Annotated in this window: 28 protein-coding genes and 1 pseudogene; 27 read left to right on the forward strand and 2 right to left on the reverse strand. The window is 42.4% G+C overall.

Features of this window, described 5'->3' with window-relative positions; all coding sequences use genetic code 11:
- Nucleotides 1–58 precede the first annotated feature (58 nt).
- The 25 genes from rsmG to ACRAD_RS05585 all read left to right on the forward strand — a co-directional run bounded on the left by rsmG (nt 59) and on the right by ACRAD_RS05585 (nt 19,293).
- Nucleotides 59–691, forward strand: a complete 633-nt coding sequence (gene rsmG, locus ACRAD_RS05465; protein WP_005014727.1) for a 16S rRNA (guanine(527)-N(7))-methyltransferase RsmG — start codon at nt 59–61, stop codon at nt 689–691.
- A gap of 24 nt (nt 692–715) precedes the next feature.
- Nucleotides 716–1,498: a ParA family protein gene (locus ACRAD_RS05470; protein ID WP_005014724.1), complete on the forward strand. Its 783-nt coding sequence runs from the start codon at nt 716–718 to the stop codon at nt 1,496–1,498.
- Complete coding sequence (locus ACRAD_RS05475) at nt 1,495–2,382, forward strand: ParB/RepB/Spo0J family partition protein (RefSeq protein WP_005014719.1); 888 nt, start codon at nt 1,495–1,497, stop codon at nt 2,380–2,382. Before ACRAD_RS05470 ends, ACRAD_RS05475 begins: the two co-directional genes overlap by 4 nt.
- A gap of 44 nt (nt 2,383–2,426) precedes the next feature.
- Nucleotides 2,427–3,059 carry a MotA/TolQ/ExbB proton channel family protein gene (locus ACRAD_RS05480; RefSeq protein WP_005025558.1) on the forward strand — a complete coding sequence of 211 codons (633 nt, stop codon included), beginning with the start codon at nt 2,427–2,429 and terminating at the stop codon, nt 3,057–3,059.
- A 14-nt stretch (nt 3,060–3,073) separates the two neighbouring features.
- Complete coding sequence (locus ACRAD_RS05485; protein WP_005014717.1) at nt 3,074–3,496, forward strand: ExbD/TolR family protein; 423 nt, start codon at nt 3,074–3,076, stop codon at nt 3,494–3,496.
- Complete coding sequence (msbA, locus tag ACRAD_RS05490) at nt 3,496–5,223, forward strand: lipid A export permease/ATP-binding protein MsbA (RefSeq protein ID WP_005014715.1); 1,728 nt, start codon at nt 3,496–3,498, stop codon at nt 5,221–5,223. The genes ACRAD_RS05485 and msbA overlap by 1 nt, the downstream gene beginning before the upstream one ends.
- A 3-nt stretch (nt 5,224–5,226) precedes the next feature.
- A complete protein-coding gene (lpxK, locus tag ACRAD_RS05495; RefSeq protein WP_005025563.1) occupies nt 5,227–6,237 on the forward strand; it encodes a tetraacyldisaccharide 4'-kinase in 1,011 nt (336 codons plus the stop codon).
- Nucleotides 6,238–6,246: 9 nt separating this feature from the next.
- Complete coding sequence (gene kdsB / locus ACRAD_RS05500) at nt 6,247–7,008, forward strand: 3-deoxy-manno-octulosonate cytidylyltransferase (protein ID WP_005025565.1); 762 nt, start codon at nt 6,247–6,249, stop codon at nt 7,006–7,008.
- A gap of 17 nt (nt 7,009–7,025) precedes the next feature.
- Nucleotides 7,026–8,009, forward strand: a complete 984-nt coding sequence (locus tag ACRAD_RS05505) for a DNA polymerase III subunit delta' C-terminal domain-containing protein (RefSeq protein WP_005025569.1) — start codon at nt 7,026–7,028, stop codon at nt 8,007–8,009.
- An 18-nt stretch (nt 8,010–8,027) separates the two neighbouring features.
- Entirely contained in the window at nt 8,028–8,369 is a 342-nt protein-coding gene (locus ACRAD_RS05510; RefSeq protein WP_005014707.1) for a PilZ domain-containing protein, read from the forward strand.
- Between the two features lie 43 nt (nt 8,370–8,412).
- Complete coding sequence (locus ACRAD_RS05515; RefSeq protein WP_005025571.1) at nt 8,413–9,186, forward strand: TatD family hydrolase; 774 nt, start codon at nt 8,413–8,415, stop codon at nt 9,184–9,186.
- A gap of 39 nt (nt 9,187–9,225) precedes the next feature.
- Nucleotides 9,226–9,834, forward strand: a complete 609-nt coding sequence (locus ACRAD_RS05520; RefSeq protein ID WP_005025573.1) for a TetR/AcrR family transcriptional regulator — start codon at nt 9,226–9,228, stop codon at nt 9,832–9,834.
- 14 nt (nt 9,835–9,848) lie between these two features.
- Nucleotides 9,849–10,412 carry a prepilin-type N-terminal cleavage/methylation domain-containing protein gene (locus tag ACRAD_RS05525; RefSeq protein ID WP_005025574.1) on the forward strand — a complete coding sequence of 188 codons (564 nt, stop codon included), beginning with the start codon at nt 9,849–9,851 and terminating at the stop codon, nt 10,410–10,412.
- Nucleotides 10,402–10,788, forward strand: coding sequence for a type II secretion system minor pseudopilin GspI (gspI, locus tag ACRAD_RS05530; RefSeq protein WP_005025576.1), 387 nt, complete (start codon nt 10,402–10,404; stop codon nt 10,786–10,788). Before ACRAD_RS05525 ends, gspI begins: the two co-directional genes overlap by 11 nt.
- Nucleotides 10,785–11,420, forward strand: a complete 636-nt coding sequence (gene gspJ, locus ACRAD_RS05535) for a type II secretion system minor pseudopilin GspJ (protein WP_005025578.1) — start codon at nt 10,785–10,787, stop codon at nt 11,418–11,420. The genes gspI and gspJ overlap by 4 nt, the downstream gene beginning before the upstream one ends.
- A 22-nt stretch (nt 11,421–11,442) precedes the next feature.
- Nucleotides 11,443–12,387, forward strand: coding sequence for a type II secretion system minor pseudopilin GspK (gene gspK / locus ACRAD_RS05540; protein WP_005025579.1), 945 nt, complete (start codon nt 11,443–11,445; stop codon nt 12,385–12,387).
- Nucleotides 12,388–12,483: 96 nt separating this feature from the next.
- The gene (locus ACRAD_RS05545; RefSeq protein WP_005025581.1) at nt 12,484–13,080 is read left to right on the forward strand and encodes a 6-pyruvoyl trahydropterin synthase family protein; all 597 of its coding nucleotides are present in this window, start codon (nt 12,484–12,486) and stop codon (nt 13,078–13,080) included.
- Nucleotides 13,081–13,124: 44 nt separating this feature from the next.
- Nucleotides 13,125–13,838, forward strand: a complete 714-nt coding sequence (gene ung, locus ACRAD_RS05550) for a uracil-DNA glycosylase (RefSeq protein WP_005025584.1) — start codon at nt 13,125–13,127, stop codon at nt 13,836–13,838.
- Nucleotides 13,835–14,959: an enoyl-CoA hydratase/isomerase family protein gene (locus tag ACRAD_RS05555; protein ID WP_005025586.1), complete on the forward strand. Its 1,125-nt coding sequence runs from the start codon at nt 13,835–13,837 to the stop codon at nt 14,957–14,959. Before ung ends, ACRAD_RS05555 begins: the two co-directional genes overlap by 4 nt.
- A 3-nt stretch (nt 14,960–14,962) precedes the next feature.
- Nucleotides 14,963–15,454 carry a tRNA adenosine(34) deaminase TadA gene (tadA, locus tag ACRAD_RS05560; protein WP_005025588.1) on the forward strand — a complete coding sequence of 164 codons (492 nt, stop codon included), beginning with the start codon at nt 14,963–14,965 and terminating at the stop codon, nt 15,452–15,454.
- Between the two features lie 82 nt (nt 15,455–15,536).
- Nucleotides 15,537–15,971 (forward strand): SRPBCC family protein, encoded by a 435-nt coding sequence (locus tag ACRAD_RS05565; RefSeq protein WP_005025590.1) that lies wholly within the window; start codon nt 15,537–15,539, stop codon nt 15,969–15,971.
- 10 nt (nt 15,972–15,981) lie between these two features.
- On the forward strand, nt 15,982–16,665 hold the full coding sequence (gene cmk / locus ACRAD_RS05570) for a (d)CMP kinase (RefSeq protein WP_005025592.1): 684 nt from the start codon (nt 15,982–15,984) through the stop codon (nt 16,663–16,665).
- A gap of 105 nt (nt 16,666–16,770) precedes the next feature.
- On the forward strand, nt 16,771–18,444 hold the full coding sequence (rpsA, locus tag ACRAD_RS05575) for a 30S ribosomal protein S1 (protein WP_005014687.1): 1,674 nt from the start codon (nt 16,771–16,773) through the stop codon (nt 18,442–18,444).
- 156 nt (nt 18,445–18,600) lie between these two features.
- Nucleotides 18,601–18,906: an integration host factor subunit beta gene (locus tag ACRAD_RS05580; protein WP_005014686.1), complete on the forward strand. Its 306-nt coding sequence runs from the start codon at nt 18,601–18,603 to the stop codon at nt 18,904–18,906.
- Between the two features lie 21 nt (nt 18,907–18,927).
- Nucleotides 18,928–19,293: a lipopolysaccharide assembly protein LapA domain-containing protein gene (locus ACRAD_RS05585; protein WP_005014685.1), complete on the forward strand. Its 366-nt coding sequence runs from the start codon at nt 18,928–18,930 to the stop codon at nt 19,291–19,293.
- Nucleotides 19,294–19,377: 84 nt separating this feature from the next.
- Here ACRAD_RS05585 and ACRAD_RS05590 read toward each other — a convergent pair whose 3' ends face one another.
- Together ACRAD_RS05590 and ACRAD_RS05595 are read right to left on the reverse strand one after the other, a co-directional pair.
- Nucleotides 19,378–19,704, reverse strand: coding sequence for an AzlD domain-containing protein (locus ACRAD_RS05590; RefSeq protein ID WP_005025594.1), 327 nt, complete (start codon nt 19,702–19,704; stop codon nt 19,378–19,380).
- A pseudogene (locus tag ACRAD_RS05595) lies at nt 19,701–20,358 on the reverse strand (AzlC family ABC transporter permease). The gene ACRAD_RS05590 and the pseudogene ACRAD_RS05595 overlap by 4 nt, the downstream one beginning before the upstream one ends.
- Before the next feature lie 90 nt (nt 20,359–20,448).
- Between ACRAD_RS05595 and ACRAD_RS05600 the strand changes: the two are divergent.
- Nucleotides 20,449–20,997 carry a helix-turn-helix domain-containing protein gene (locus ACRAD_RS05600; protein WP_005025599.1) on the forward strand — a complete coding sequence of 183 codons (549 nt, stop codon included), beginning with the start codon at nt 20,449–20,451 and terminating at the stop codon, nt 20,995–20,997.
- A 113-nt stretch (nt 20,998–21,110) separates the two neighbouring features.
- Nucleotides 21,111–21,791, forward strand: a complete 681-nt coding sequence (gene pyrF / locus ACRAD_RS05605) for an orotidine-5'-phosphate decarboxylase (protein ID WP_005025601.1) — start codon at nt 21,111–21,113, stop codon at nt 21,789–21,791.
- Nucleotides 21,792–21,860 lie beyond the last annotated feature (69 nt).

The raw sequence follows: 21,860 nt of genomic DNA on the forward strand, positions 1-21,860 counted from the left end.
GTGTCATGAACTAGAAATCGGTATACTTCACTTAATTTTTTTGAGATGTTGCTTGTTTATGCATCCGTTTTTCCAAGAGTTAAAACAGGGCAGTCAGGCCTTGGGGCTAAGCTTGAATGATGAGACTTTAGGTCTGTTGTTGCAGTATCAGGATGCACTGGTACTCTGGAATAAAGCCTATAATCTGACAGCAATCCGTGACCCGAAAGAAATGCTGGTAAAACATTTACTGGACAGTTTAAGCATCTTGAAAGATCTGCCGTCTGGACGTCTGCTGGATATTGGTACCGGAGGTGGCATGCCAGGCATGATTATTGCCTTGTGTCAGCCAGAACGTGAATGTGTATTGCTGGATTCAAATGGCAAAAAAATCCGTTTTCTCAAACAGTTTATTGCTGACCTGAAACTAAAAAATGTGATTGCAGTACAAACCCGTGTAGAAAATGAAGAAAGTATTCATGAGCTTGGCCAGTTTGATGTGATCACCAGCCGTGCATTTGCGTCACTGACAGATTTTGTGTTGGCTTCAGAACCTTATATGCATGGCGGAAGTGTGATTGCCTCTATGAAAGGGTTAGTTCCACATGAGGAAGTCGCTACTCTTGCAGAAAACTTTTCTTGCCAGATTATTGAACTGCAAGTTCCACGTCTGGATGAACAGCGGCATCTGCTTTTATTAAAACGTATTTAAAAGATTTTTAGGATTGGGGTTAGCATGGCTCAGATTATTGCGATTGCAAACCAGAAAGGTGGCGTAGGAAAAACCACAACTGCCGTCAACCTGGCAGCTTCTCTTGCAGTATTAAAAAAACGTGTATTGCTGATAGACATGGATTCACAGGGCAATGCGACGATGGGTTCTGGCGTGCAGAAAAATGATCTGCTTTATTCAGTTACAGATGTACTGCTGGGTGAAGTACCCATTGAAACGGCAATTACCAAAGCAGAAGTAGGTTATAAAGTTCTTGGGGCCAATCGTGACCTTGCTGGGGTAGAGCTGGCGATCGCTGAACAGCCAGGCCGTGAATATATTTTGCGGGAAGCTTTAAAAGATATTGAAAAGTCTTATGATTATATCATTGTTGATTGTGCACCTAGTCTGAGCTTGATCACCGTTAATGCGCTTGCTGCAGTGCAGGGTGTAGTCATTCCGATGCAGTGTGAGTATTACGCGCTTGAGGGACTGGCAGATCTCACGCAGACAATTGACCGTATTCAGCAGGCGCTTAATCCTGACCTGCAAATTGTGGGTGTATTGCGTACCATGTATGATGCCCGAAATGCCCTGACCCGTGATGTTTCGGCTGAACTGGAACAGTATTTTGGCAAAAAACTCTACGAGACGGTTATTCCACGTAATGTTCGACTGGCTGAAGCACCAGCGCATGGTTTGCCTATCATTTATTTTGAGAAAAGTTCTAAAGGTGCAGTAGCTTATTTGAATCTTGCAGCCGAAATTCTTAAAAAGACCAAGCTAAAAAAAGGAAGTAATGCATGACCACCAAAAAGCGCGGATTGGCCAAAGGCCGTGGTTTAGATGCCTTACTGGGTTCGATTCAAAAAGAGAAGTTGCAGCTAGAAGCTCAATCACTGGATCACGGACAGCTTAAACAGATTGATGTGCATCTGCTTAAGCGGGGTGAATACCAGCCGCGCCGTTTTATTGAGGAAAAAGATCTGCAGGAGCTGGCCGCTTCAATTGAGAAGCATGGGGTGATGCAGCCGATTGTTATACGCCCAGTTGATGATGAAAAGCGTCCCTATGAAATTATTGCAGGAGAACGCCGCTGGCGTGCAGCGCAGCTGGCGGGGCTGACTGAAGTACCGGCAATTGTTCGTGACTTAAATGACCAGGTAGCAATTGCGCTTGCCTTGATTGAAAATATTCAGCGCCAGGATCTGAATCCAATTGACCAAGCAATAGCATTACAGCGTTTTCATGATGAATTCGGTTTAAGCCATCAGGAAATAGCCGAAACAGTAGGCAAGGCCCGTACTACCGTAAGTAACCTGTTGCGTTTGCTGAGCCTGGCTGAGCCAGTAAAAGACTTTATGCAACAAGGTTTGCTGGATATGGGACATGCGCGTGCAATCCTGACCTTAAAATCTAAAGATCAGCTAAAAGCTGCTGATACCGTTATTGAAAAAAGTCTTTCAGTCCGTCAGACCGAGCAACTGGTGCGTGAGTGGAACACACCAAAACAGGAAAAAAATAAAACGTCAATGTCAGCTGATCTTGAGCAGCTCACCCAGCGGCTTTCTGAACGTTTCAGTGCAGATGTCAAAATTGATTACAACAAGCAAGGTAAAGGAAAACTGGTGATCCATTATCATTCGCTTGATGAGCTTGATGGTATCTTGAATATCTGTCTGGCTGATTAACAGTTTAAAAATATAAAAAGATAGTTTGATTTGGGGTATACAGCATGTGGGAACTTGTTAAAGCTGGCGGCTGGCTAATGCTGCCGCTCGTCGTATGTTCTATTTTTACCATAGCTATTACATTGGAGCGCTTTATCCGTTTAAAGCGCTCTCAAGTGATTCCTGTAGAGCTGATTTTACGTCATCCCCAAGATATTGCTCCAGTAATCGACAGGTTAAGCCATGCCCCAAACCTGCAGGCTAGCACTTTGGGGCAGATTCTGCTGGCAGGCTATGCGAGTCGGCAAGAAAGTGAGCAGTTTGCACGTGCCCAGATGGAAGCGAAAGCCTCTCAGGAAATTGGGTATTTGGAAAAGAATATTAATTTTTTGGGTACCTTGAGCGCAGTAGCCCCATTACTTGGGCTGCTGGGTACGGTGCTGGGTATTATTGAATCTTTTCTGGTGATTGACCTAGGTACGACCAGTAACCCGGGTCTTATGATACCGGGTATTTCTAAAGCCCTGATTACCACTGCTGCGGGTATGCTGATTGCTATTCCTGCATTATTTGCTTATCGTTTCTTTCAAAGACTGGTACAGGAATATGTGGCTGAGCTTGAGCAGCAGTCAACATTATTTCATGCAGCATTGTTCTATAGTAGTACGGCTGGTTCAGAGCTGCGAAAAGTCGGCTAAACAGGTCAAATGTCATGAAATTCAAGCGCTCTCAAGTGGAAGATATCCAGATTAACCTGACTCCCATGATCGACTGCCTACTATTTATTCTGGTATTTCTGCTTTTGTCTACGACATTTAATCAGCAAAGCCGTCTTAACCTGACCCTGCCAGATGCACAGGGTGTTCCACCAAAACAATACGATCAAAAAATCGAGGTTATGGTAGACTCTTCCGGCCATTACGCAGTCAATGGACAAGCTTTGTCCAGTAAAGAAGTGGCTGATTTAAGCGCAGCAATCAAGCAGGTTGCTGAAGACCGGCGTGATTTGATGTTTATTATTGCGGCTGATGCCAAGGCCACCCATCAGGATGTAATCCGTGTGATGGATACGGCCGGACAGCTGGGCTTTGTAAATGTCAATATTAGTACCAAGCTCCCTACCCGAGGTTATTAGTGAAGCAAGATTTTAAAGTTTATGCGCGTCTCCTGTCTTATTTAAAGCCTTACTGGGGGGCAGCTTTACTTGTACTCGTCGGTTTTGGTATTAATGCTTCTACAGAGGTATCAGTTGCCAAGCTGCTTGAATATATCATTAATGCCATTCAGCACCAAAACCAGCAGAATTTAAACTGGTTTCCATTTCTGGTTATTATCTTGATTTTTTTCCGTGGATTGGGGCTATTTATTGGCGGCTACTATACAGCCGTCATCTCACGTAGTCTGATTTTTCAGATCCGGCAAGAGGTGTTTGCCAAACTATTGCGTTTACCTGCCCAGTATTATCTGGACAATAACAGTGGCCAGATTACTGCCAAAATCATGTATAACGTGGAGCAACTTACAGCTGCTTCTTCTGAATCTTTAAAAACACTGGTTCAGTACGGTTTTATTACATTAGGCCTAATTGGTTATCTATTATATACCAACTGGCGTTTAACTATCTGTATCTTGATTTTCGCACCGCTGATTGGACTATTGATCCGCAAAGCGGCTAAACGGATGCGCAAGCTTTCCGTGCAGGTGCAAAATACTATGGGTGATATTAACCATGTTGTACAGGAAAGTGTAAATGGCAATGCAGTCGTAAAAGGGTTTGGTGGAGAGACCTTTGAGCAGGAGCGTTTTTATCATCATTCTAATGAAAACCTGAAACGTGGCCTGAAAATGGTCATTGTACAGCAGATGAATAGCCCAATTGTTCAGCTGATCATGGCAATTGCAATGAGTATTATCATCTGGATTGCTTTGCGCCCACAGGTTCTGGGTAATACTTCAGCAGGCGAGTTTGTCGCTTATATTACAGCTGCCGGATTACTGGCTAAGCCGATCAAGTCTCTAACAGATATTAATGAAAAGTTGCAGCGGGGGATGGCTGCTGCCTATTCAGTATTTGAATTACTGGATATGCCTGAAGAAAAAAATACAGGTGATTTAAAACCTGTACTAAAAGGCAATATTGAATTTAATCAGGTAAACCTGACTTATAGTGATGGCTCACAGGCTATTTATGATTTTAGTCTTAATGTAAAAGCTGGTGAGACAGTAGCATTGGTTGGACGTTCTGGTGCAGGTAAAAGTTCTCTGGTGAATTTGCTGGTACGTTTTCAGGAAATCAGTTCCGGAAAAATTTTACTAGATGGCTTCGATATTCAAAAAATCGAACTGACAGCCTTGCGTTCTCAAATCGCAATGGTAAACCAGCAGGTCGTACTATTTAATCGTAGCGTGCGAGACAACATCGCTTACGGTCAGCTACAAGGGGCAAGTGAGGCTGAGATCATTGCAGCTGCAAAAGCAGCCTATGCCCATGATTTTATTATGAGTTTGCCGCAAGGTTATGACACCATTCTAGGTGCACAGGGACTTAATCTTTCAGGTGGTCAGCGTCAACGTATTGCAATTGCCCGTGCTATTTTGAAAAATGCCCCAATTCTGATTCTGGATGAGGCTACCAGTGCACTCGACAATGAGTCTGAGCATTTCATTCAAAAAGCCTTTGATAAGGCTATGCAGGAACGGACCACTATTGTTATTGCACACCGTTTATCTACTATTGAGAATGCAGACCGGATTGTGGTTATGGATAAAGGCCGTATTGTCGAGCAGGGTAACCATCAGGAACTGATGCAAAAGCATGGCGCGTATTATCAGTTGCATCAGCGTAATTTTGAGGAAAACTGATCCATGTCAATGGCCCGGTTGATTCAAGATGCGTGGAATAAGCAGGCTGCTTGGCTGATTATTTTAAGACCATTGGCATGCTTGTATCGTGGAGGATTTTTGATAAACCGCTGGTTCTATCAGGCAGGTTTAAAGAAAGTCTATCACTCACCTGTGCCGGTTATGGTTATTGGCAATATTACCGTGGGCGGTAGTGGAAAGACACCACTGCTGATTCATCTGGTTAAATATTTGCAGAGTAAGCAGGTGCGAGTGGGGGTGATCAGCCGCGGATATGGAGGCAAAGGACCATTTCCAGCACAGGTTTCTGTTCACTCCACACCTGAGCAGGTTGGTGATGAACCTTGCCTGATTGTACAGTCGACCGGTATACCAATGGCAGTAGGCAGCAACCGGCAAGCTAATATTGAACTGTTATTGCAACATCATTCGCTTGATCTGATCATTAGTGATGACGGGCTGCAGCATTGGGCATTGGGCCGGCAAATTGAGTGGATTGTACTGGATAATAACCGTGGCCTGGGCAATGAAAAACTCCTGCCAGAAGGCTACTTACGCGAACCGAAGAGTCGTCTGCAGAAAGCTACTGTAATTGAACATGCTCAGCATCCTCAGTCTGTATTTAATATGCATCTTGAGCCTGGGCAGCCTTATTTGCTTAATCCTGATGCAGGAAAAGAGCAGAGATTTGATGCCACTCTGGAATTTCATGCAGTTGTAGGTATCGGTTTTCCTGAGCGCTTTTATCAGACGCTCGCTTCACTGGGCATTAATCGGATTTATCATCATGCCTACGCAGATCATCATGATTACCAGCTTAAAGATCTGGAATTTGGTGACTTGAAACCGCTGATTACTACTGAAAAAGATGCAGTAAAAATCCGCCAACTTCTAAAGAGTGTTCCAGAATTTAAAAGGCAGATTTGGGTCGTGCCGGTCGATGCGATATTATCTTCTGCTTGTTATGCACTGCTGGAACAACAGCTTGGTCAATATGATATACAGATTTCTTAAGGTCTTTTTATGAAACACATCGTCATCCCTGCACGTTATGCAAGTTCACGTCTGCCAGGTAAACCGCTTCTGGAAATTCATGGACGTCCAATGATTTTACGTGTGGTAGATCAGGCCCGTAAAGTTCAGGGGTTCGATGATTTGTGTGTGGCAACTGATGATGAGCGTATTGCAGAGGTGTGTCGGGACGAAAATGTGGATGTGGTGTTAACCCGTGCAGATCATCCATCAGGTACGGACCGCTTGAGTGAAGTTGCACGGATTAAGGGTTGGGGAAGTGATGATATTATTGTTAATATTCAGGGTGATGAACCTTTATTGCCAGCTCAACTGGTACAACAGGTTGCACAGCTATTAATAGATCAGCCCCAATGTTCAATGTCGACTTTATGTGAGCCGATTCATGAGCTTGATGAGTTTCAGCGTGACAGTATAGTTAAAGTGGTAAAAAGCCTTCATGGAGAGGCTTTGTATTTTAGTCGAGCCACTATTCCTTATGACCGTGATGCTGCCCGGCAGACTATACCGCAGTTACATACACAGGCTTTTCGTCATCTGGGGCTTTATGCGTATCGTGTGAGCCTGCTGCAGGCTTATGTAGGTTGGGATATGGGATTGCTTGAAAAACTGGAAAGTCTAGAGCAACTGCGTGTACTAGAAAATGGCCATCGTATTGCAATTGCTGTTGCCATGGCTAACTTGCCGCCGGGTGTAGATACTCAAGCTGATCTTGACCGGCTAAATGCATTGGATATTTCCTATTTTGAATAACTGCTGGAACAAGTAATATGGAAAATGTTCTTGAGCAATCCCAGATTTATCCTTGGCAGCAGCCTGTATGGGATACACTGACGCGGCGTTTTCCTGACATCGGTCATGGGCTACTGTTTTACGGTAAATCCGGCTGTGGTAAAGAAGCTTTTAGCCGGCATTTTCTCGCCTGGATACTTTGCCAGAATAAACAAGCTCAAGGACCGTGTGGGGAATGTAGTAGTTGCCAGTGGTTAAAATCAGATACACATCCCAACTATGTACATATTTCGACCGATGAAGAAAATAAAAAACAGAATGCTAAAATTCGCATTGAAAAAATACGCGATTTACAGCCTTTCGTACAGCAAACCGGTGAGGGCTGGCGTGTTATAATGATTGAGCCAGCTGAAGCACTCAATATTGCTGCGGCAAATGCATTGCTTAAAACTTTGGAAGAACCGGGGGAGCGCATTGTCATTATTTTACTGGCTGATCATTATTTAAAGTTACCGGCAACTATTCGCAGTCGACTGCAGCACTATGCACTAGATCGAATCAGTACTGAACAGGCAGAACAGTATATCCGTCCCAACTTATCTGACCTGAACCAGCAAAATTTGCAGCTTTTAATGAATCTGTCCAGTGATATGCCTTTACAGGCATTAGAGTTGGCTGATTCTGCATGGTTGCCGAAGCGCCAGGAATTTCTTGAAGATTGGGAAAAACTGGTAGCTCAAAAAAATATGCCGGTATTCTTTGCATCAAAATGGCATAAAGAGCTGACATTTCCTGAATTTATCACTATGTTTGAATACTTGTTGTGTGATCTGATTTGTGTCAAGCTAAATCAAAACCTGAAGAATGTTGATCTTAACCTGAAGCCAGTTGCTGAACATTATTCGCTTGATGTTTTATTCGAAATCTATTCAGATTTGCAAAAATCCAAGCAGCTTACTGAGCAGAATGTACAGGTTAACTTGGTTCTGGATCAACTGTTCATCAGGCTGATGAATGTTTAAGACTTAAGGGGAAAGTCGATGCAACCACGTATGGGTGGTATTATTCAGGTGAATATACCTGACCGGGCAACCTTGCAGGCCAGTTATATGGGTTTTGTTCAGGGTGGTGGTCTGTTTATTCCATCACAACAGCCAGTAAAAATGGGTGAAGAGGTTTTTGTGCTAGCTACTTTGCCTGGACAAGCTCAGAAAGTACCCTTGACTGGCAAAGTCATCTGGATTTCCCGCAAACAGAATGGAATTCGACCTCAAGGTTTCGGAATTCAGCTAAGTGGCGAGAAAGGAATTTATTATAGAAGTGAAGCTGAAAAGCTGCTTGCCGGTAGCCTGACTTCAGATCGTCCGGGTTATACCGTCTAAAACTGTCGATTTTTAAGCTCACTGGTTGTTATAGGAAAAAATTGTGTTTGTAGATACTCATTGTCATTTAACCCTGCTGGACCTGTCGCCTTATGATGGTGATATTGATCTGGCCATTCAGGCGGCAAAAGATGTAGGGGTATCAAAAATGATGAGTATCTCGGTAAATCTGGATGACCACATTGAGCTTTCGCGAATTGCCATCCGTCATCCTGAGTTGGGCTATAGTGTAGGTGTGCATCCTTGTGAAGATGCCACAGTCATGGCGCGTGCTACGACTGAATATCTGGTTGAGCTAGCACAGGCAGAAAAAGCGTGGGCGCTTGGTGAAACCGGTCTCGACTATTTTCACAGTACGGATTTTATTGCTGAACAAAAAGAATGTTTCGCCCGTCATATTCAGGCTTCAAAAATAGTAAAAAAGCCAGTAGTTGTACATACTCGCTCGGCCAAGCAGGATACGGTTGATATTATTCGTGCCGAAGGTTCTGAACATGGAATTCTGCACTGTTTTACAGAAGATTGGGAAACTGCCAAGGCAGTCCTGGATTGTGGTTACTATATTTCTTTCTCGGGTATTGTATCCTTTAAAAATGCTCAGGACTTGCGAGATGTTGCCAAACAGGTCCCCCTTGACCGTATTTTGATTGAAACGGATAGCCCGTATCTGGCACCAGTACCTTATCGAGGTAAATCTAATGAACCAAAATATGTTCCATATGTAGCCAAAGCCTTAAGTGATGTATATGATAAACCGCTTGAGGAGATTGCTTTCATAACAACACAAAATTTTGAAAACCTCCTTAATTCAAAGTAAATACGCATTGAAAAGCAAAAAGAGAGTAATCGGGTGAAGATGGATCGTCAGGCCCAGTTTCGGGCAAGAGAAGCATTAATATTTCAAGTGGCAGAGCAACTCCTGTTAGAAAATGGTGAGTCAGGCATGACACTTGATGCACTGGCGGCAGAACTCGATTTAGCCAAGGGTACTCTATACAAGCATTTTCAAAGTAAGGATGAGCTGTATATTCTGCTCATTATTCGCAATGAGCGGATGTTGCTGGAAATGATTCAGGATACCGAAAAATCTTTTCCTGAACACTTGGCTTTTTTCATGTTGCATCATCTGCATCATCCGGAACGTACCGTACTTTTTCATCAGATTGAAGAGCGGCTTTCGATTACCGGACAGGGAATCCACCATCTTTTTAGTGAGCTTTATCAGGTCCGTAAACAGCGAATGCGTATTATTATACGCATGACCGAAAACTATTTGGAATCCATCGGCAGTATCATGACAGTGCGTGACTATCTCGCTTCGATCTGGTCACTAACACATGGCGCGGCAGCAATTTTAAATTCAAGTTTTTATCAGCGTTATCTGGGGTCGCGTGATACTTTAAGAGTGGCCTATATTGATCAGGCTTTGGCACTGCCCAAGCAGGTTAATGAACAATATGCCTGATATGGAATAATCTAATGATCCGTTCATCTTCATCTGCTCATTATGGTTTTACCTTAATCGAACTGATGGTGGTCATTGTGATCATTGGTATTATGGCATCTCTTGTTGTAATGAATTTGAATGGTATTGATCAGCGTAAAGCAATGCAGGCTAGGGAAGTTTTTTTACTGGACCTGCAGAAAATCAACCGCGAAGCCAATGACCAGGCACGTATACTCGCACTTGAAACGCGCTCAGCTACTGATGTAAATACTTTTGTTTATAACTTGCTCGAATATCAAGCTACGGCTGATATGAAAACTACTACTGGGTTTTTAGCTCCTGCACCAGAAAAATGGCAGAAATATAGTGAGTTTCCTTCTCGACATTTGCCCCCAAATGTCAGCTTTAGTATTCAGCCTCTCGATCATGATTTTCAAAATGCCAGTAATGAAGAGTTATTAGGAAGCCGGGCACCTAAACTGATCTGGCTGGGAAATGGAGAAGTGCGACCTGTACGCATCCAGTTCTATCTGGAGCAAAGGCCGGTAGGTCATGAAATCGAAATTGATTATTTAGGTAAAATTAGTGAAACCTAAAGGCTTTACATTACTTGAAGTTATGGTTGCGCTAGCAATTTTTGCGACAGCAGCAGTTGCCCTGACAAAAGTAGCCATGCAATATACACAAGCCACCTCAAATGCAATTTTAAGGACAAAAGCGCAATTTGTAGGTATGAATGAAATTGCTCTCATGGAAATGAATCAGGCGTGGTTACAGGGAACAGAGTCTAAACAGGTAACATCTCAAGGTGAAACCTGGCAAATTGACAAACAGGCAGCTTCCACCATCAGTCCAAATGTACAGCGTATTGAAGTACAAATTAGTCTGTTTAATACAGAGCAGGGTAAGGTTGAAAATGGAATTGCGACCTTGGTGTTTTTTAATCATCCACTCAAAGAAAATACTTCATGAAATATAAATGGGGTTTTACTCTTGTGGAGCTGTTGGTCGCAATTGCGATTTTTGCAGCACTCTCTGCGCTGGGTTGGAAGGTTTTTGATTATCTGATCAAAGTAAAAGAACGAAATAGTATACATGAGCAAAATCTTGCCCGGTTACAGGAAGCTTATCAGCAAATCTTACGTGACAGCCTGCAACTGATTCCATTAACTGCAAATAATGGAGGAGAGTTGCGTCCTGCACTTGAATTAAACGATCAGCATTTTATTTTTAGTAAAGCTGGTGTAACTGATCCTTTGGGCCAAGGGCTGGGGCCTTATGAGCGGATCGAATATCAATACAGTAGTGCAGATCAGAAACTGTACCGGTTAAAATATCAAAACCTGAATACTTCAACTGCTATTCAGCCCCAGTCAAGTGTGCTTCTTGATCAGGTCGAGCAATACCGGATTAGCGTCTTAAATCCGGCTGAACTGAACAGATGGCCTGAAGGCGTATTAGATCCTGCTTCCCAATCAGAACAGCTTAAAATTCTACCGCGCGGTTTTAAAATCAATCTGACCATAAATGGAACTGAATACGAATGGATTTACAGCCTTTTAAATACAGATGATTTAAAAGAAAAAACAATAAATCCATCTTAAAAGTAAAAAACTGGGGATTACTATGCGGCAGCAACAGGGTATAGCACTTATTACTATTCTGATGATGGTTGCCTTGGCAACCATTCTGGCTGCCACTATTGCCAAGCGGCAAAGTCAGACAGCAGATAACACCGCTTACCTGATGCGACAGGACCAATCTTTACTCTATGCAAAAAGTGCTGAAGCATTTTTCTCTGAAATCCTGCAACAAGACAAAGAAAATGCTGGAGATATTGATCATTTACAGGAAATTTGGGCACAGCCTATGCCCGCCTTTCCCGTAGAAGACGGTTATATTTCAGGTCGTTTAAAAGATGAAAGCGGAAAGTTTAATTTAAATAATTTGGTTAAGGTAGATGGTACGGTTAATCCGGATGCTCAGGCCTGGTTTGAGCGCTTGCTGGTCCGTGTTGGTCTGCCTGCCGAACTAAGCCAGGCAGTGATTGACTGGCAGGACCCTGACGATCTGACTATAGGTGCTATGGGCGCGGAAAGCAGTTATTATCAAGGTTTGAATCAACCTCATCTTACTCCCAATACCCGGTTTTTTAGTATTGAAGAGCTGAAGCAGGTAAGAGGGTTCGAAGGAAAAAAATACCAATTGATAGCGCCTTATGTAAGTGCATTACCAGCAGAGACCAAAATTAATATCAATACAGCACCTGCTTTGGTTCTTGCCAGTATGGATGAGAAGCTTGATCTGAATGCTGTCACAGATGCTTTGCAGCGTAAGCAAAGTAATATGGAATACTTTAATGCCACAGGCGATTTGTGGGGACTTGAGCCATTCGATCAGATAAGTGCTACCAACAAAGCACAAGTAAATCCATTGCTGGATATAAAGTCAGATTTTTTTAAAGCTGAAATTGAAGTACGGCTCTCAGAACGTAAACGGCAGTTCACAACATACTTTAAACGCGATGAAAACCAGATCTATGTATATTTTCGAAGTCTTGCCCCATTTTAGACTGCATGAATTGTGAGCAGTTATAAAAATAGCTGCGAACTACTTTACTTTTGCTTTATAATTAAAAATATTTGCAGTCAATTACCTATTCGGCGCATGTTAATTCGTAAGTTATTTAAGTTTGAAAACGCTCATATCGTGCGAAATTGCACTTCGGATCGCTGTAAGCGTTCAATTCATGGCCATAGCTACAAGGTTGAGTTGTTACTCAAGGCTAACCGGTTGGATCATGGACAGATGGTCTACGACTTCGGCCTGTTGAAAGGGGTGATTAAAGATCTTTTCGACAGTTTTGACCATGCCATCTGTTTTTGGCAAAATGATGACCAGGAATATATTGCAGCGTGCAAAAAATTTAGTGCGCGCTGGATAGCTCTGCCTGTTTCACCCTCTGCTGAACAGTTTTCGCGCATTTTCTTCTTTCTAGCCCAGCAGGTTCTAAATTCAACCGTTACCCAGAACGGGGAAGGTGATGTTGAGGTTTACTCGGTAATTGTGCATGAAACAGATACAGGTTATGCACAGAGTTTTCAGGAAGATATAGAAAATAGGCAAATGGGTTTATTACAGCTTGAACAGATCGAATTTTCTGAACAGGTTCAGCAAGAATGGGCCGATCCGACCATGTATGAAAGATTGAAACAGGGTTTGAAATTTGAAAATCCTGGAGTTGAGCTGCAGGTCAAGCTTTAAAACTTCGGATATTTTATTTTGGATAAGACTTTAAGGAAAAAGGCATGCAGTTAACTGAGCAGCAAGATGAAAAATTGAGTAAGGTTCAGTTAGACGAAAGTTGGAAATATGCCTTGGCAGATTTTTTGCTGGGTGCCAAGATAGAACACTTGCGTAACTTCTTGCGAGAAGAAAAGAAAGCTCAAAAAACAATTTATCCCCCAAACCCGGAAATATTTAAGGCATTAAATATGACTCCACTTGACCAGGTGAAGGTCGTAATTTTGGGGCAGGATCCTTATCATGGGCCTAATCAGGCCAACGGGTTGAGCTTTTCTGTACATCGTGGTGTAGGTTTACCGCCATCATTACGTAATATTTTTCATGAACTGCATACTGATCTGGGTGTGCCTGAGCCTCACCATGGTGATCTGACCAAATGGGCAAAGCAAGGTGTATTACTGCTAAATAGCGTATTGACTGTTGAGGCAGGTCAGCCAACTTCTCATCAAAAGCAGGGCTGGGAAGATTTTACCGATTATGTGATTGATGTGGTAAATGAACAGCGGGAACATGTTGTCTTTATTTTATGGGGTGCATATGCACAGCGTAAAGGACAGCGAATTAATCAAGACAGACATTTGGTCTTGAAAGCTGCTCACCCTTCTCCTTTGGCAGCCAACCGTGGTGGTTTCTTCGGTTGTAAAGTATTCTCCAAAACAAATAATTATTTAACACAACATGGCATTGAGCCTATAGACTGGCAGCTGGACGCATGACAAATTCTCCCTTACTAAATTCTTATCATCCTGACTTGGTCGTTGAAGCCGCGGACAATGGCTGGCGTATAGTACGTTTAAATCGTCCGAAATCCTTGCATGCTCTGGATGAATCTATCGTTTCTGCATTACTGAAGGCTTTTGAAGATTTTCAGCATGATGATCAGGTCAAGGCTATCTGGTTAGATTCAACAACACCGAAAGCCTTTTGTGCAGGTGGAGATGTTCGTAAACTACGTCAATTAGTCATTAATCATGAAGTAGATACAGCGAACCGGTTTTTTGAACAGGAATACGCACTGGATTTACTCATTCATAATTATGCCAAACCAATTCTGGTCTGGGGAGAAGGTTATGTTATGGGAGGTGGGCTGGGCTTGTTTATGGCAGCACCGTTCCGGCTGGTCACTCCCTATTCGCGGTTAGCTATGCCTGAGATTAATATTGGTTTATATCCTGATGTCGGTGCAAGCCGTTTCTTGGCAGATCGGGGTCCGATAGGTTTATTTACCGGTCTGACGGGTTCAATTATGACCTCTGCTGGCGCTTATGGTATCGGTTGGGCAACCCATATCTGTGATGCACAGCGTGATGTAGTATTACAAAAAGTCATCAGTATTGATTGGAATCATTATCCTGCGGGAAGTTTCCGTGCGATTGATGATACCTTAAACAGCCTGCACCGACCGGTGGCCCCAGGCCCATTACAGAATTCACTTGATGTGATTCATAGTGTCTGCCGGGGTATAAATTTTGAACAGGACTATCAGGCTATTATTGGTTTAAGTGATGCTCGTAGTGACTGGTTGCGTCAGGCAAGTGAAAATCTGCAAAAGGGCTCGCCTGCCACAGCGGCACTTACTTGGCTGTTATGGCAATGGGGGCGTCAGGTTCATTCTTGGAACGAAGTATTTGAGCTTGAACTTCAAATTTCCAACTGGAAAATCCGCCATCCTGATTTTGTTGAAGGAGTACGTGCACGACTGGTGGATAAAGATTTGTCACCTGAGTGGAAACAAAATGCCGATTTAAGTCTGCGCAGTATCTTGGGTGATCAACCACCAGTAACCACAAATGAAAGCTGGAACAGACTACTTAAACAATATCAGGTGATTGACTGATATATGCAGCAACATGAATTCGATGATCATTACTGGATGCAGCTTGCCTATGAGCAGGCTGCACTTGCAGCGTCAAAAGGGGAAGTTCCGGTAGGTGCGGTAATTGTAAGTAATAACCAGGTTATTGGTGTAGGACATAATCAGCCAATTTTCAAGCATGACCCAACAGCTCATGCAGAAATACAGGCCCTTCGAGAGGCTTGTCAATTGACACAAAATTATCGACTGCCAGATGATACTACTTTATATGTCACTCTTGAGCCTTGTACAATGTGTGTAGGAGCATTAATCCACGCACGGGTGCAGAGAGTGGTTTTTGGAGCGACTGAGCCTAAAGCCGGATCGCTCGTCAGTGCGCGCCGCTTATTAGAGAGTGGTTATTATAATCATCTATTTCAATTTGAATCAGGCTGTTTACAAGAACAGTGTTCACAACAGCTAAGTGATTTCTTTAAAATGCGGCGTGAACAGAAGCGTCAGCAGAGTAAACTCTGAACTAATCTCCATAAAATAGATACCATCATGGTTTCAGAACTCTTTAAATTATCAATTTTCAATAAAAAACACAGGAAAGAAAATGAATTATATTGAAGTAAAAAAACAGTTTAATGCGCCTGTATCCGAAGTCTTTGAATTGCTCTCCAAGCATTCAACATATAATACAGCATTTGCACCTATACAGGTCGTGCGTAGTAAAGACTCAGCTGATCCGCAGCGTCCGGACGGGGTCGGATCAGTTCGCCGTATGGGATATGGACCAGTCAAACCTCTGCAAGAAGAAATTACACTGCTTGAAGAAAATAAGCGTATTGAATATAAGATTATTAAAAATCCTTTAATCCGACATCATTTAGGCCGAATTGAGTTTGAAGAGCTGGCAGGAGATAAAACTTTAGTGCGCTACCGGATTGAATTGCAGGCAAAGGCACCGTTTGTCAGTAAATTAATACTTGCACAGCTTAAAGGCGCGATTACACTAGGTCTCTCAAAGTTAGCAAAATCAGTTTCTTAATGGAAAATTAATGACAGTTCAAATTATTACTATCGATGGTCCAAGTGGTTCAGGAAAGGGGACATTAGCAGCGAAGCTCGCCGAATATTATGGTTATCATTTACTTGATTCGGGAGCCTTATATCGCCTTTTAGGGCTGTCATTACATAAACGTGACCTGTTTGAAGAATTGGAAAGCAACCTGGCTGGCTGTGCAGATATGGCTGCACAGTTGAATATACGCTTTAAAAGCACTGATCAGGGCACGAAAATCTATTTAGATGATGAAGATGTTACTCAGACTATTCGTACTGAACGGGTTGGAGAATATGCCTCAAAAGTAGCTGCTGTGCCAGAACTGCGCGCAGCCCTGTTTACACGGCAGCGTGATTTTGCACAGCAGCCGGGCCTAGTTGCAGATGGTAGGGATATGGCTACAACTATCTTTCCTGAAGCGCAGGCGAAAATCTATCTGACTGCATCTGCCGAGTCGCGTGCAGAGCGCCGCGTAAAACAGTTGCAGGGTATGGGGCTGGATGTTAAAATAAGCGACATTTTAGCTAATATACAGGCGCGCGACAAAAGAGATATGGAACGTGAAGTTGCTCCTCTTAAGCCTGCACCAGATGCTTATATTATTGATAGCTCAAATTTGAGCATAGATCAAGTGTTTAAGTTGATGGTCAACTATGTCGATGCCCAATTAGCGCACTAAAGAATATCAACAGAAGCATAGCTTGATCAGTTCTTATGGACTATGTGGATGTTTAACTAAACCGGCCTTGTCTGATCCAAGACCGTTGACTTTATCAGGTATATCATGACCGAATCTTTTGCAGCCCTCTTTGAAGAAAGCGAATTAAACCTTAACGTTGAAAAGGGTGCAGTCATCCAAGGTGTTGTAGTAAGCATCGATGCTGACTGGATTACTGTTGACACTGGCCTTAAATCTGAAGGCGTTGTTGACCGTGCTGAATTTTTAAATGACCAGCGTGAACTTGAAGTTCAAGTTGGTGATACTGTAGACGTTGTTGTTGAAGCTCTTGACAACGGTATGGGCCAAACAGTTTTATCACGTGAAAAAGCAAAACGTGCTGAAACTTGGACTAAACTTGAAAAAATCTTTGAAGACGGCGAAATCGTTACTGGTGTTATCTCTGGTAAAGTTAAAGGCGGTTTCACAGTTGACATCGGTCCAGTTCGTGCGTTCCTGCCGGGTTCTCTGGTAGACACTCGTCCGATCCGTGATACAACTCACCTTGAAGGTAAAGAGTTAGAATTTAAAGTAATCAAACTTGATGCTAAACGCAATAATGTTGTGGTATCTCGTCGTGCAGTAATGGAAGCTGAATCTTCAGCTGACCGTGAAGCTCTTCTTGCTCAGCTTGAAGAAGGTCAAACAGTTACTGGTACGATCAAAAATCTTACTGACTACGGTGCATTCGTTGACCTGGGCGGTATTGATGGTCTTCTACACATCACTGATATGGCTTGGAAACGCATCAAGCACCCATCAGAAGTGGTTGAAGTAGGGCAAGAAGTTACTGTTAAAGTGCTTAAGTTTGACCGTGAGCGTAACCGTGTATCTCTAGGCCTTAAACAGCTTGGTGAAGATCCATGGATGGCGATCATGAACCGTTATCCTAAAGGTTCTATCGTTAAAGCTCGTGTAACTAACCTGACTGACTACGGCTGTTTCGCTGAGATTGCTGAAGGCGTTGAAGGTTTGGTACACGTTTCAGAAATGGACCATACTAACAAGAACATCCACCCATCTAAAGTTGTTCAGATCGGTGACGAAGTTGACGTTATGGTTCTTGAAGTGGACGAAGAACGTCGTCGTATCTCTCTGGGTATTAAACAAACTCGTGCTAACCCATGGGAAGAGTTTGCTAAGAACCACGACAAAGGTGAAAAGGTTTCAGGTACAATCAAGTCAATTACTGACTTTGGTATCTTTATTGGTTTGCCAGGTGGTATTGATGGTCTGGTTCACCTGTCTGACATCTCTTGGAACGAACAGGGCGAAGAAGCAATCCGTCGTTACAAGAAAGGTGATACTGTTGAAGCCGTTATCCTGTCTGTAGATGCTGAAGGCAATCGTATCAGCCTAGGTATCAAGCAATTAAACAGCGATCCGTTCAATGATTTCCTTGCTGCTAACGAACGTGGTGCTTTGGTTAAAGGTACTGTAACTGCTGTTGATGCTCGTGGCGCAACTGTGAAGTTGGCTGACGAAGTTGAAGCTACTCTGAAAGCTTCTGAAATCAACCGTGATCGCGTTGAAGATGCAACTAAATTCCTTGAAGTTGGTCAGGAAGTTGAAGCGAAGATCATCAATGTTGATCGTAAATCTCGCTCTATCAACCTGTCTATCAAAGCGAAAGATGAAGCTGAAGAGAAAGAAGCTGTAGCTAACCTGCGTCAGACTTCAACTAATCAAGACAATGGTCCTAAGACGATTGGTGACTTGATCAAGGCTCAAATGAAGTAATATGTAAAAAAGGACATAGTAGTGTAACTACTTAGTACTTTTTATACAAATACTGTAAACGGTAGCGTAGTATTAGTGTACTGCGCTACCGTTTTGTATTTAAACAGGTTATTATCTGCAAGAGTTAGAGTAGCTTGATAACTTAAGAGGTCATAGATGACTACTGAAGCACTTAATAAATCCGATTTAATAGAGCGAATTGCACTGAAAAACCCGCATTTGGCTGAACCTCTTGTTGAAGAGGCCGTAAAAATCATGATTGATCAGATGATTGAAGCGCTGTCTACAGACAATCGTATTGAAATACGCGGATTTGGTAGTTTCGCATTGCACCATCGTGAACCACGTGTTGGCCGTAATCCTAAAACTGGTAAAGCGGTAGAAGTTGCAGCGAAAGCCGTACCACATTTTAAACCGGGTAAAGCACTCCGTGACGCAGTAAACGAATCTGCCAATAAATAAACTTAATCATGTGGGGTGTTTATGCGTTATCTCTTAGTCGCCTTATTAATTATTGTATTTGGTTATGCACTTGCACTCGTACTGCAAAATGGAACCGAACTTTCAGTTGACTTGTTATTTACACAAGTACCGGCTATGCGTTTGGGACTTTTGCTATTATTGACCCTATGCTTGGGAATCATTGCAGGTTTGCTTCTTGGTGTGCAAGTATTCCGCGTATTTCAACGCAATTGGGAGATTAAACGCCTTCGCCAAGACATTGAGCATTTACGTAAAGAACAGATTCATACTGCTCAGCTAGCAGCTGCCGAAGCCGCAGCAAGTGCCCGACATGAAAAAACAGTTTTAGATATTAATCCGGAAAGCCAGAATCGTACACCATTATAATTTTTCTAGTTTAACTCTTATAAAATCCAGCTGATTTTATAAGACCCTTAAAAGCTCTTTATTGGAATAAAGAGCTTTTTTTGTTTATGCAAAGCCTATATACCTCAACATACCTGTAACGGTCATTGCAATCATAATGACTATGATAAAAGAATACTTTTTCCATGCAAATACGACTGCAACTAAAACTCCGACTAATTTACTCATGCCACTAAAATGATCTTCAGTAAATAGTGTATTGAATAACGCTAAGCTAAACAGAAGCACACAAGCAGAGTCTGCAAAAAGCTGTTGATGAGATTCTTTAAATGTAATGCGACTGGCTAAATAGAACCCAGAATAACGAATCAGATAGGTGCCTAATGCAAGAATTATAATCGCTATAAATATATAACTTTCACTATATTTCATTTTGTTTTTCGTCCTATTATTAAACCAAACATAGACACCAAAACAGGAAGACCTGTTGGAAGTAAGGGAATAGAGGCTAAGGAAAGTGATGTACCCAGAAATACTCGATTTCGTGTGGTTTTATTCTTGAGCATTGGCAGGATTAAGGCAAAAAGAATGGCTGGGAATGCTGCATCAATACCAAAAATATAGATATCTGGAATATTTTTGCTAAGCAGATAACCGATAAATACACCAAGCGGCCAAAGTATGCTGATGCCTAAGCCACACATCCAGTAGGCCCACTTTTTTGAATGAGTATTTTCTTGGCTGAGGCCGAACATGACACTCTCATCATTCATAATATGGCAAGCAAAAAATTGATAAGTATTTTTTTTCAATAAAAGTAGCAACTGATAGGCCAAAAGGGAAATGCCTTAAATTAATTAATATACCGGTCAATGCAGCAAAGATTGGATTGGCACCTGATGCAATCAGACCAATGAAAGTAAACTCTGCAGCGCCTGCCAATACAAATATAGATAAAGCTAGAGGAATCCATAAAGGTATATGGAAACTGGCTGCAATCGATCCTAAAGAAATGCCTACAATACTGGTTGCCACCGAGATGAGTGTAATGGCTTTAATTAATTTTTTTCGCTCTTCATTGCACATCTTTTGTTTTCTATATCAAACGATCGTACGATATAATAGTTTAATTTTATATCGTTCGTCAAAACGAACATTAGTTTTTTATGGTGAATTATGACATTGCCTATTGAGATTGTGGCTAAAGGATTACAAAGAGAAAGACAAAAAGCGGGATTGTCATTGACAGAGGTAGCCCGCCGCGCAGGTATTGCTAAATCAACCTTGTCTCAACTGGAAGCTGCGCAAGGAAATCCAAGCTTGGAAACATTATGGGCTTTATGTGTGGCTCTAGATATTCCATTTTCAAAATTAATGGAGGCTAATACTGCACAAACACAGGTTATTCGTTTTGGCGAAGGCCCATCCGTTAGTTCTGAAATTGCTCATTATCAGGCAATATTACTGGCAAACTGTCCCACAGGTGCCAGACGAGACGTTTATATCCTTACTACACATCCAGGCGAACCGCGTTGCAGTCAGCCACATTCAATCGGAAGTATAGAACATATTATTATTATGAAAGGTAAGGCTAAAGTAGGCTTAGTTTCAGAACCGATTGTGCTTAATGAAGGGGATTACATTTGTTATCCTGCCGATCAGGCTCATATTTTTGAGGCCTTAGAACATGATACGAGAGCTATTCTGATCTCTGAACAGAGATAAATATGTTTTAGAAAAGATAACCAGGCTTTTTTGCATTATCAATATATTCCTGCTTTGAGCATGGCATGAATCACTTTATAATTGGCCGATTTTTATAAGATGGAATTAAACTTGTGAGTATTATTGTTGCCTTAGATGCAAAAAGCCAATATGACGCCCTGAAAGTTGCAGATCAACTTGATCCATCACTATGTCGTGTCAAGGTAGGCAAAGAGCTTTTTACTCATGAAGGTCCATCAATTGTTAAAACCTTACAAAATAAAGGTTTTGAAGTTTTTCTTGATTTAAAATTTCATGATATCCCGAATACTACAGCTCAAGCAGTGTGTGCCGCCGCTGATCTTGGGGTCTGGATGGTAAATGTCCATGCTTCAGGTGGCCGTAAAATGATGGAAACCTGTGTAGAGCGATTAAGAGCAGGACAGTATCCTACCCAACTGATTGCAGTAACAGTACTAACCTCACAAACACGCGATGATTTGCGTGATATTGGTTTAGATGTTGAGCCTTTTGAGCAGGTTAAACGCTTGGCAAAGCTTACTCAGGAAAGTGGTCTGGATGGTGTCGTCTGTTCTGCCCAGGAAGCTCCACTATTACGTAAGGAACTAGGACAAGATTTTGCACTGGTTACTCCCGGTATCCGTCCTGCCGGTTCAAGTGCGGATGACCAAAAACGTATCGTGACTCCAAAACAGGCTGTGCTTGATGGTTCAACCCATTTAGTAATTGGACGTCCAATTACACAATCGACTGATCCTGCCGGAGCCTTAAAAGAAATTCTAGCCAGCTTATAATTGGGTAATCGTAAGTTTAACTACTGCAGACAAAGCTGATCACTAGTTTATCAGCTTTGTTTTTTGGCA

It is taken from the genome of Acinetobacter radioresistens DSM 6976 = NBRC 102413 = CIP 103788 (genome assembly GCF_006757745.1).
In the GTDB taxonomy this organism is placed as follows: Bacteria; Pseudomonadota; Gammaproteobacteria; order Pseudomonadales; family Moraxellaceae; genus Acinetobacter; species Acinetobacter radioresistens.

Excerpts from the sequence above, each read along its gene's own strand:
- ACRAD_RS05545 (WP_005025581.1), top strand. The coding sequence starts at position 12,484 with ATGTTAATTCGTAAGTTATTTAAGTTTGAAAACGCTCATATCGTGCGA.
- ACRAD_RS05470 (WP_005014724.1), top strand. The coding sequence starts at position 716 with ATGGCTCAGATTATTGCGATTGCAAACCAGAAAGGTGGCGTAGGAAAA.
- ACRAD_RS05525 (WP_005025574.1), top strand. The coding sequence starts at position 9,849 with ATGATCCGTTCATCTTCATCTGCTCATTATGGTTTTACCTTAATCGAA.
- ACRAD_RS05600 (WP_005025599.1), top strand. The coding sequence starts at position 20,449 with ATGACATTGCCTATTGAGATTGTGGCTAAAGGATTACAAAGAGAAAGA.
- tadA (WP_005025588.1), top strand. The coding sequence starts at position 14,963 with ATGCAGCAACATGAATTCGATGATCATTACTGGATGCAGCTTGCCTAT.
- ACRAD_RS05475 (WP_005014719.1), top strand. The coding sequence starts at position 1,495 with ATGACCACCAAAAAGCGCGGATTGGCCAAAGGCCGTGGTTTAGATGCC.
- gspJ (WP_005025578.1), top strand. The coding sequence starts at position 10,785 with ATGAAATATAAATGGGGTTTTACTCTTGTGGAGCTGTTGGTCGCAATT.
- cmk (WP_005025592.1), top strand. The coding sequence starts at position 15,982 with ATGACAGTTCAAATTATTACTATCGATGGTCCAAGTGGTTCAGGAAAG.
- ACRAD_RS05565 (WP_005025590.1), top strand. The coding sequence starts at position 15,537 with ATGAATTATATTGAAGTAAAAAAACAGTTTAATGCGCCTGTATCCGAA.
- kdsB (WP_005025565.1), top strand. The coding sequence starts at position 6,247 with ATGAAACACATCGTCATCCCTGCACGTTATGCAAGTTCACGTCTGCCA.
- gspK (WP_005025579.1), top strand. The coding sequence starts at position 11,443 with ATGCGGCAGCAACAGGGTATAGCACTTATTACTATTCTGATGATGGTT.
- rsmG (WP_005014727.1), top strand. The coding sequence starts at position 59 with ATGCATCCGTTTTTCCAAGAGTTAAAACAGGGCAGTCAGGCCTTGGGG.
- ACRAD_RS05585 (WP_005014685.1), top strand. The coding sequence starts at position 18,928 with ATGCGTTATCTCTTAGTCGCCTTATTAATTATTGTATTTGGTTATGCA.
- ACRAD_RS05480 (WP_005025558.1), top strand. The coding sequence starts at position 2,427 with ATGTGGGAACTTGTTAAAGCTGGCGGCTGGCTAATGCTGCCGCTCGTC.
- rpsA (WP_005014687.1), top strand. The coding sequence starts at position 16,771 with ATGACCGAATCTTTTGCAGCCCTCTTTGAAGAAAGCGAATTAAACCTT.
- ACRAD_RS05505 (WP_005025569.1), top strand. The coding sequence starts at position 7,026 with ATGGAAAATGTTCTTGAGCAATCCCAGATTTATCCTTGGCAGCAGCCT.
- ung (WP_005025584.1), top strand. The coding sequence starts at position 13,125 with ATGCAGTTAACTGAGCAGCAAGATGAAAAATTGAGTAAGGTTCAGTTA.
- ACRAD_RS05590 (WP_005025594.1), bottom strand. The coding sequence starts at position 19,704 with ATGAAATATAGTGAAAGTTATATATTTATAGCGATTATAATTCTTGCA.
- ACRAD_RS05580 (WP_005014686.1), top strand. The coding sequence starts at position 18,601 with ATGACTACTGAAGCACTTAATAAATCCGATTTAATAGAGCGAATTGCA.
- ACRAD_RS05485 (WP_005014717.1), top strand. The coding sequence starts at position 3,074 with ATGAAATTCAAGCGCTCTCAAGTGGAAGATATCCAGATTAACCTGACT.
- ACRAD_RS05520 (WP_005025573.1), top strand. The coding sequence starts at position 9,226 with ATGGATCGTCAGGCCCAGTTTCGGGCAAGAGAAGCATTAATATTTCAA.
- ACRAD_RS05510 (WP_005014707.1), top strand. The coding sequence starts at position 8,028 with ATGCAACCACGTATGGGTGGTATTATTCAGGTGAATATACCTGACCGG.
- lpxK (WP_005025563.1), top strand. The coding sequence starts at position 5,227 with ATGTCAATGGCCCGGTTGATTCAAGATGCGTGGAATAAGCAGGCTGCT.
- ACRAD_RS05555 (WP_005025586.1), top strand. The coding sequence starts at position 13,835 with ATGACAAATTCTCCCTTACTAAATTCTTATCATCCTGACTTGGTCGTT.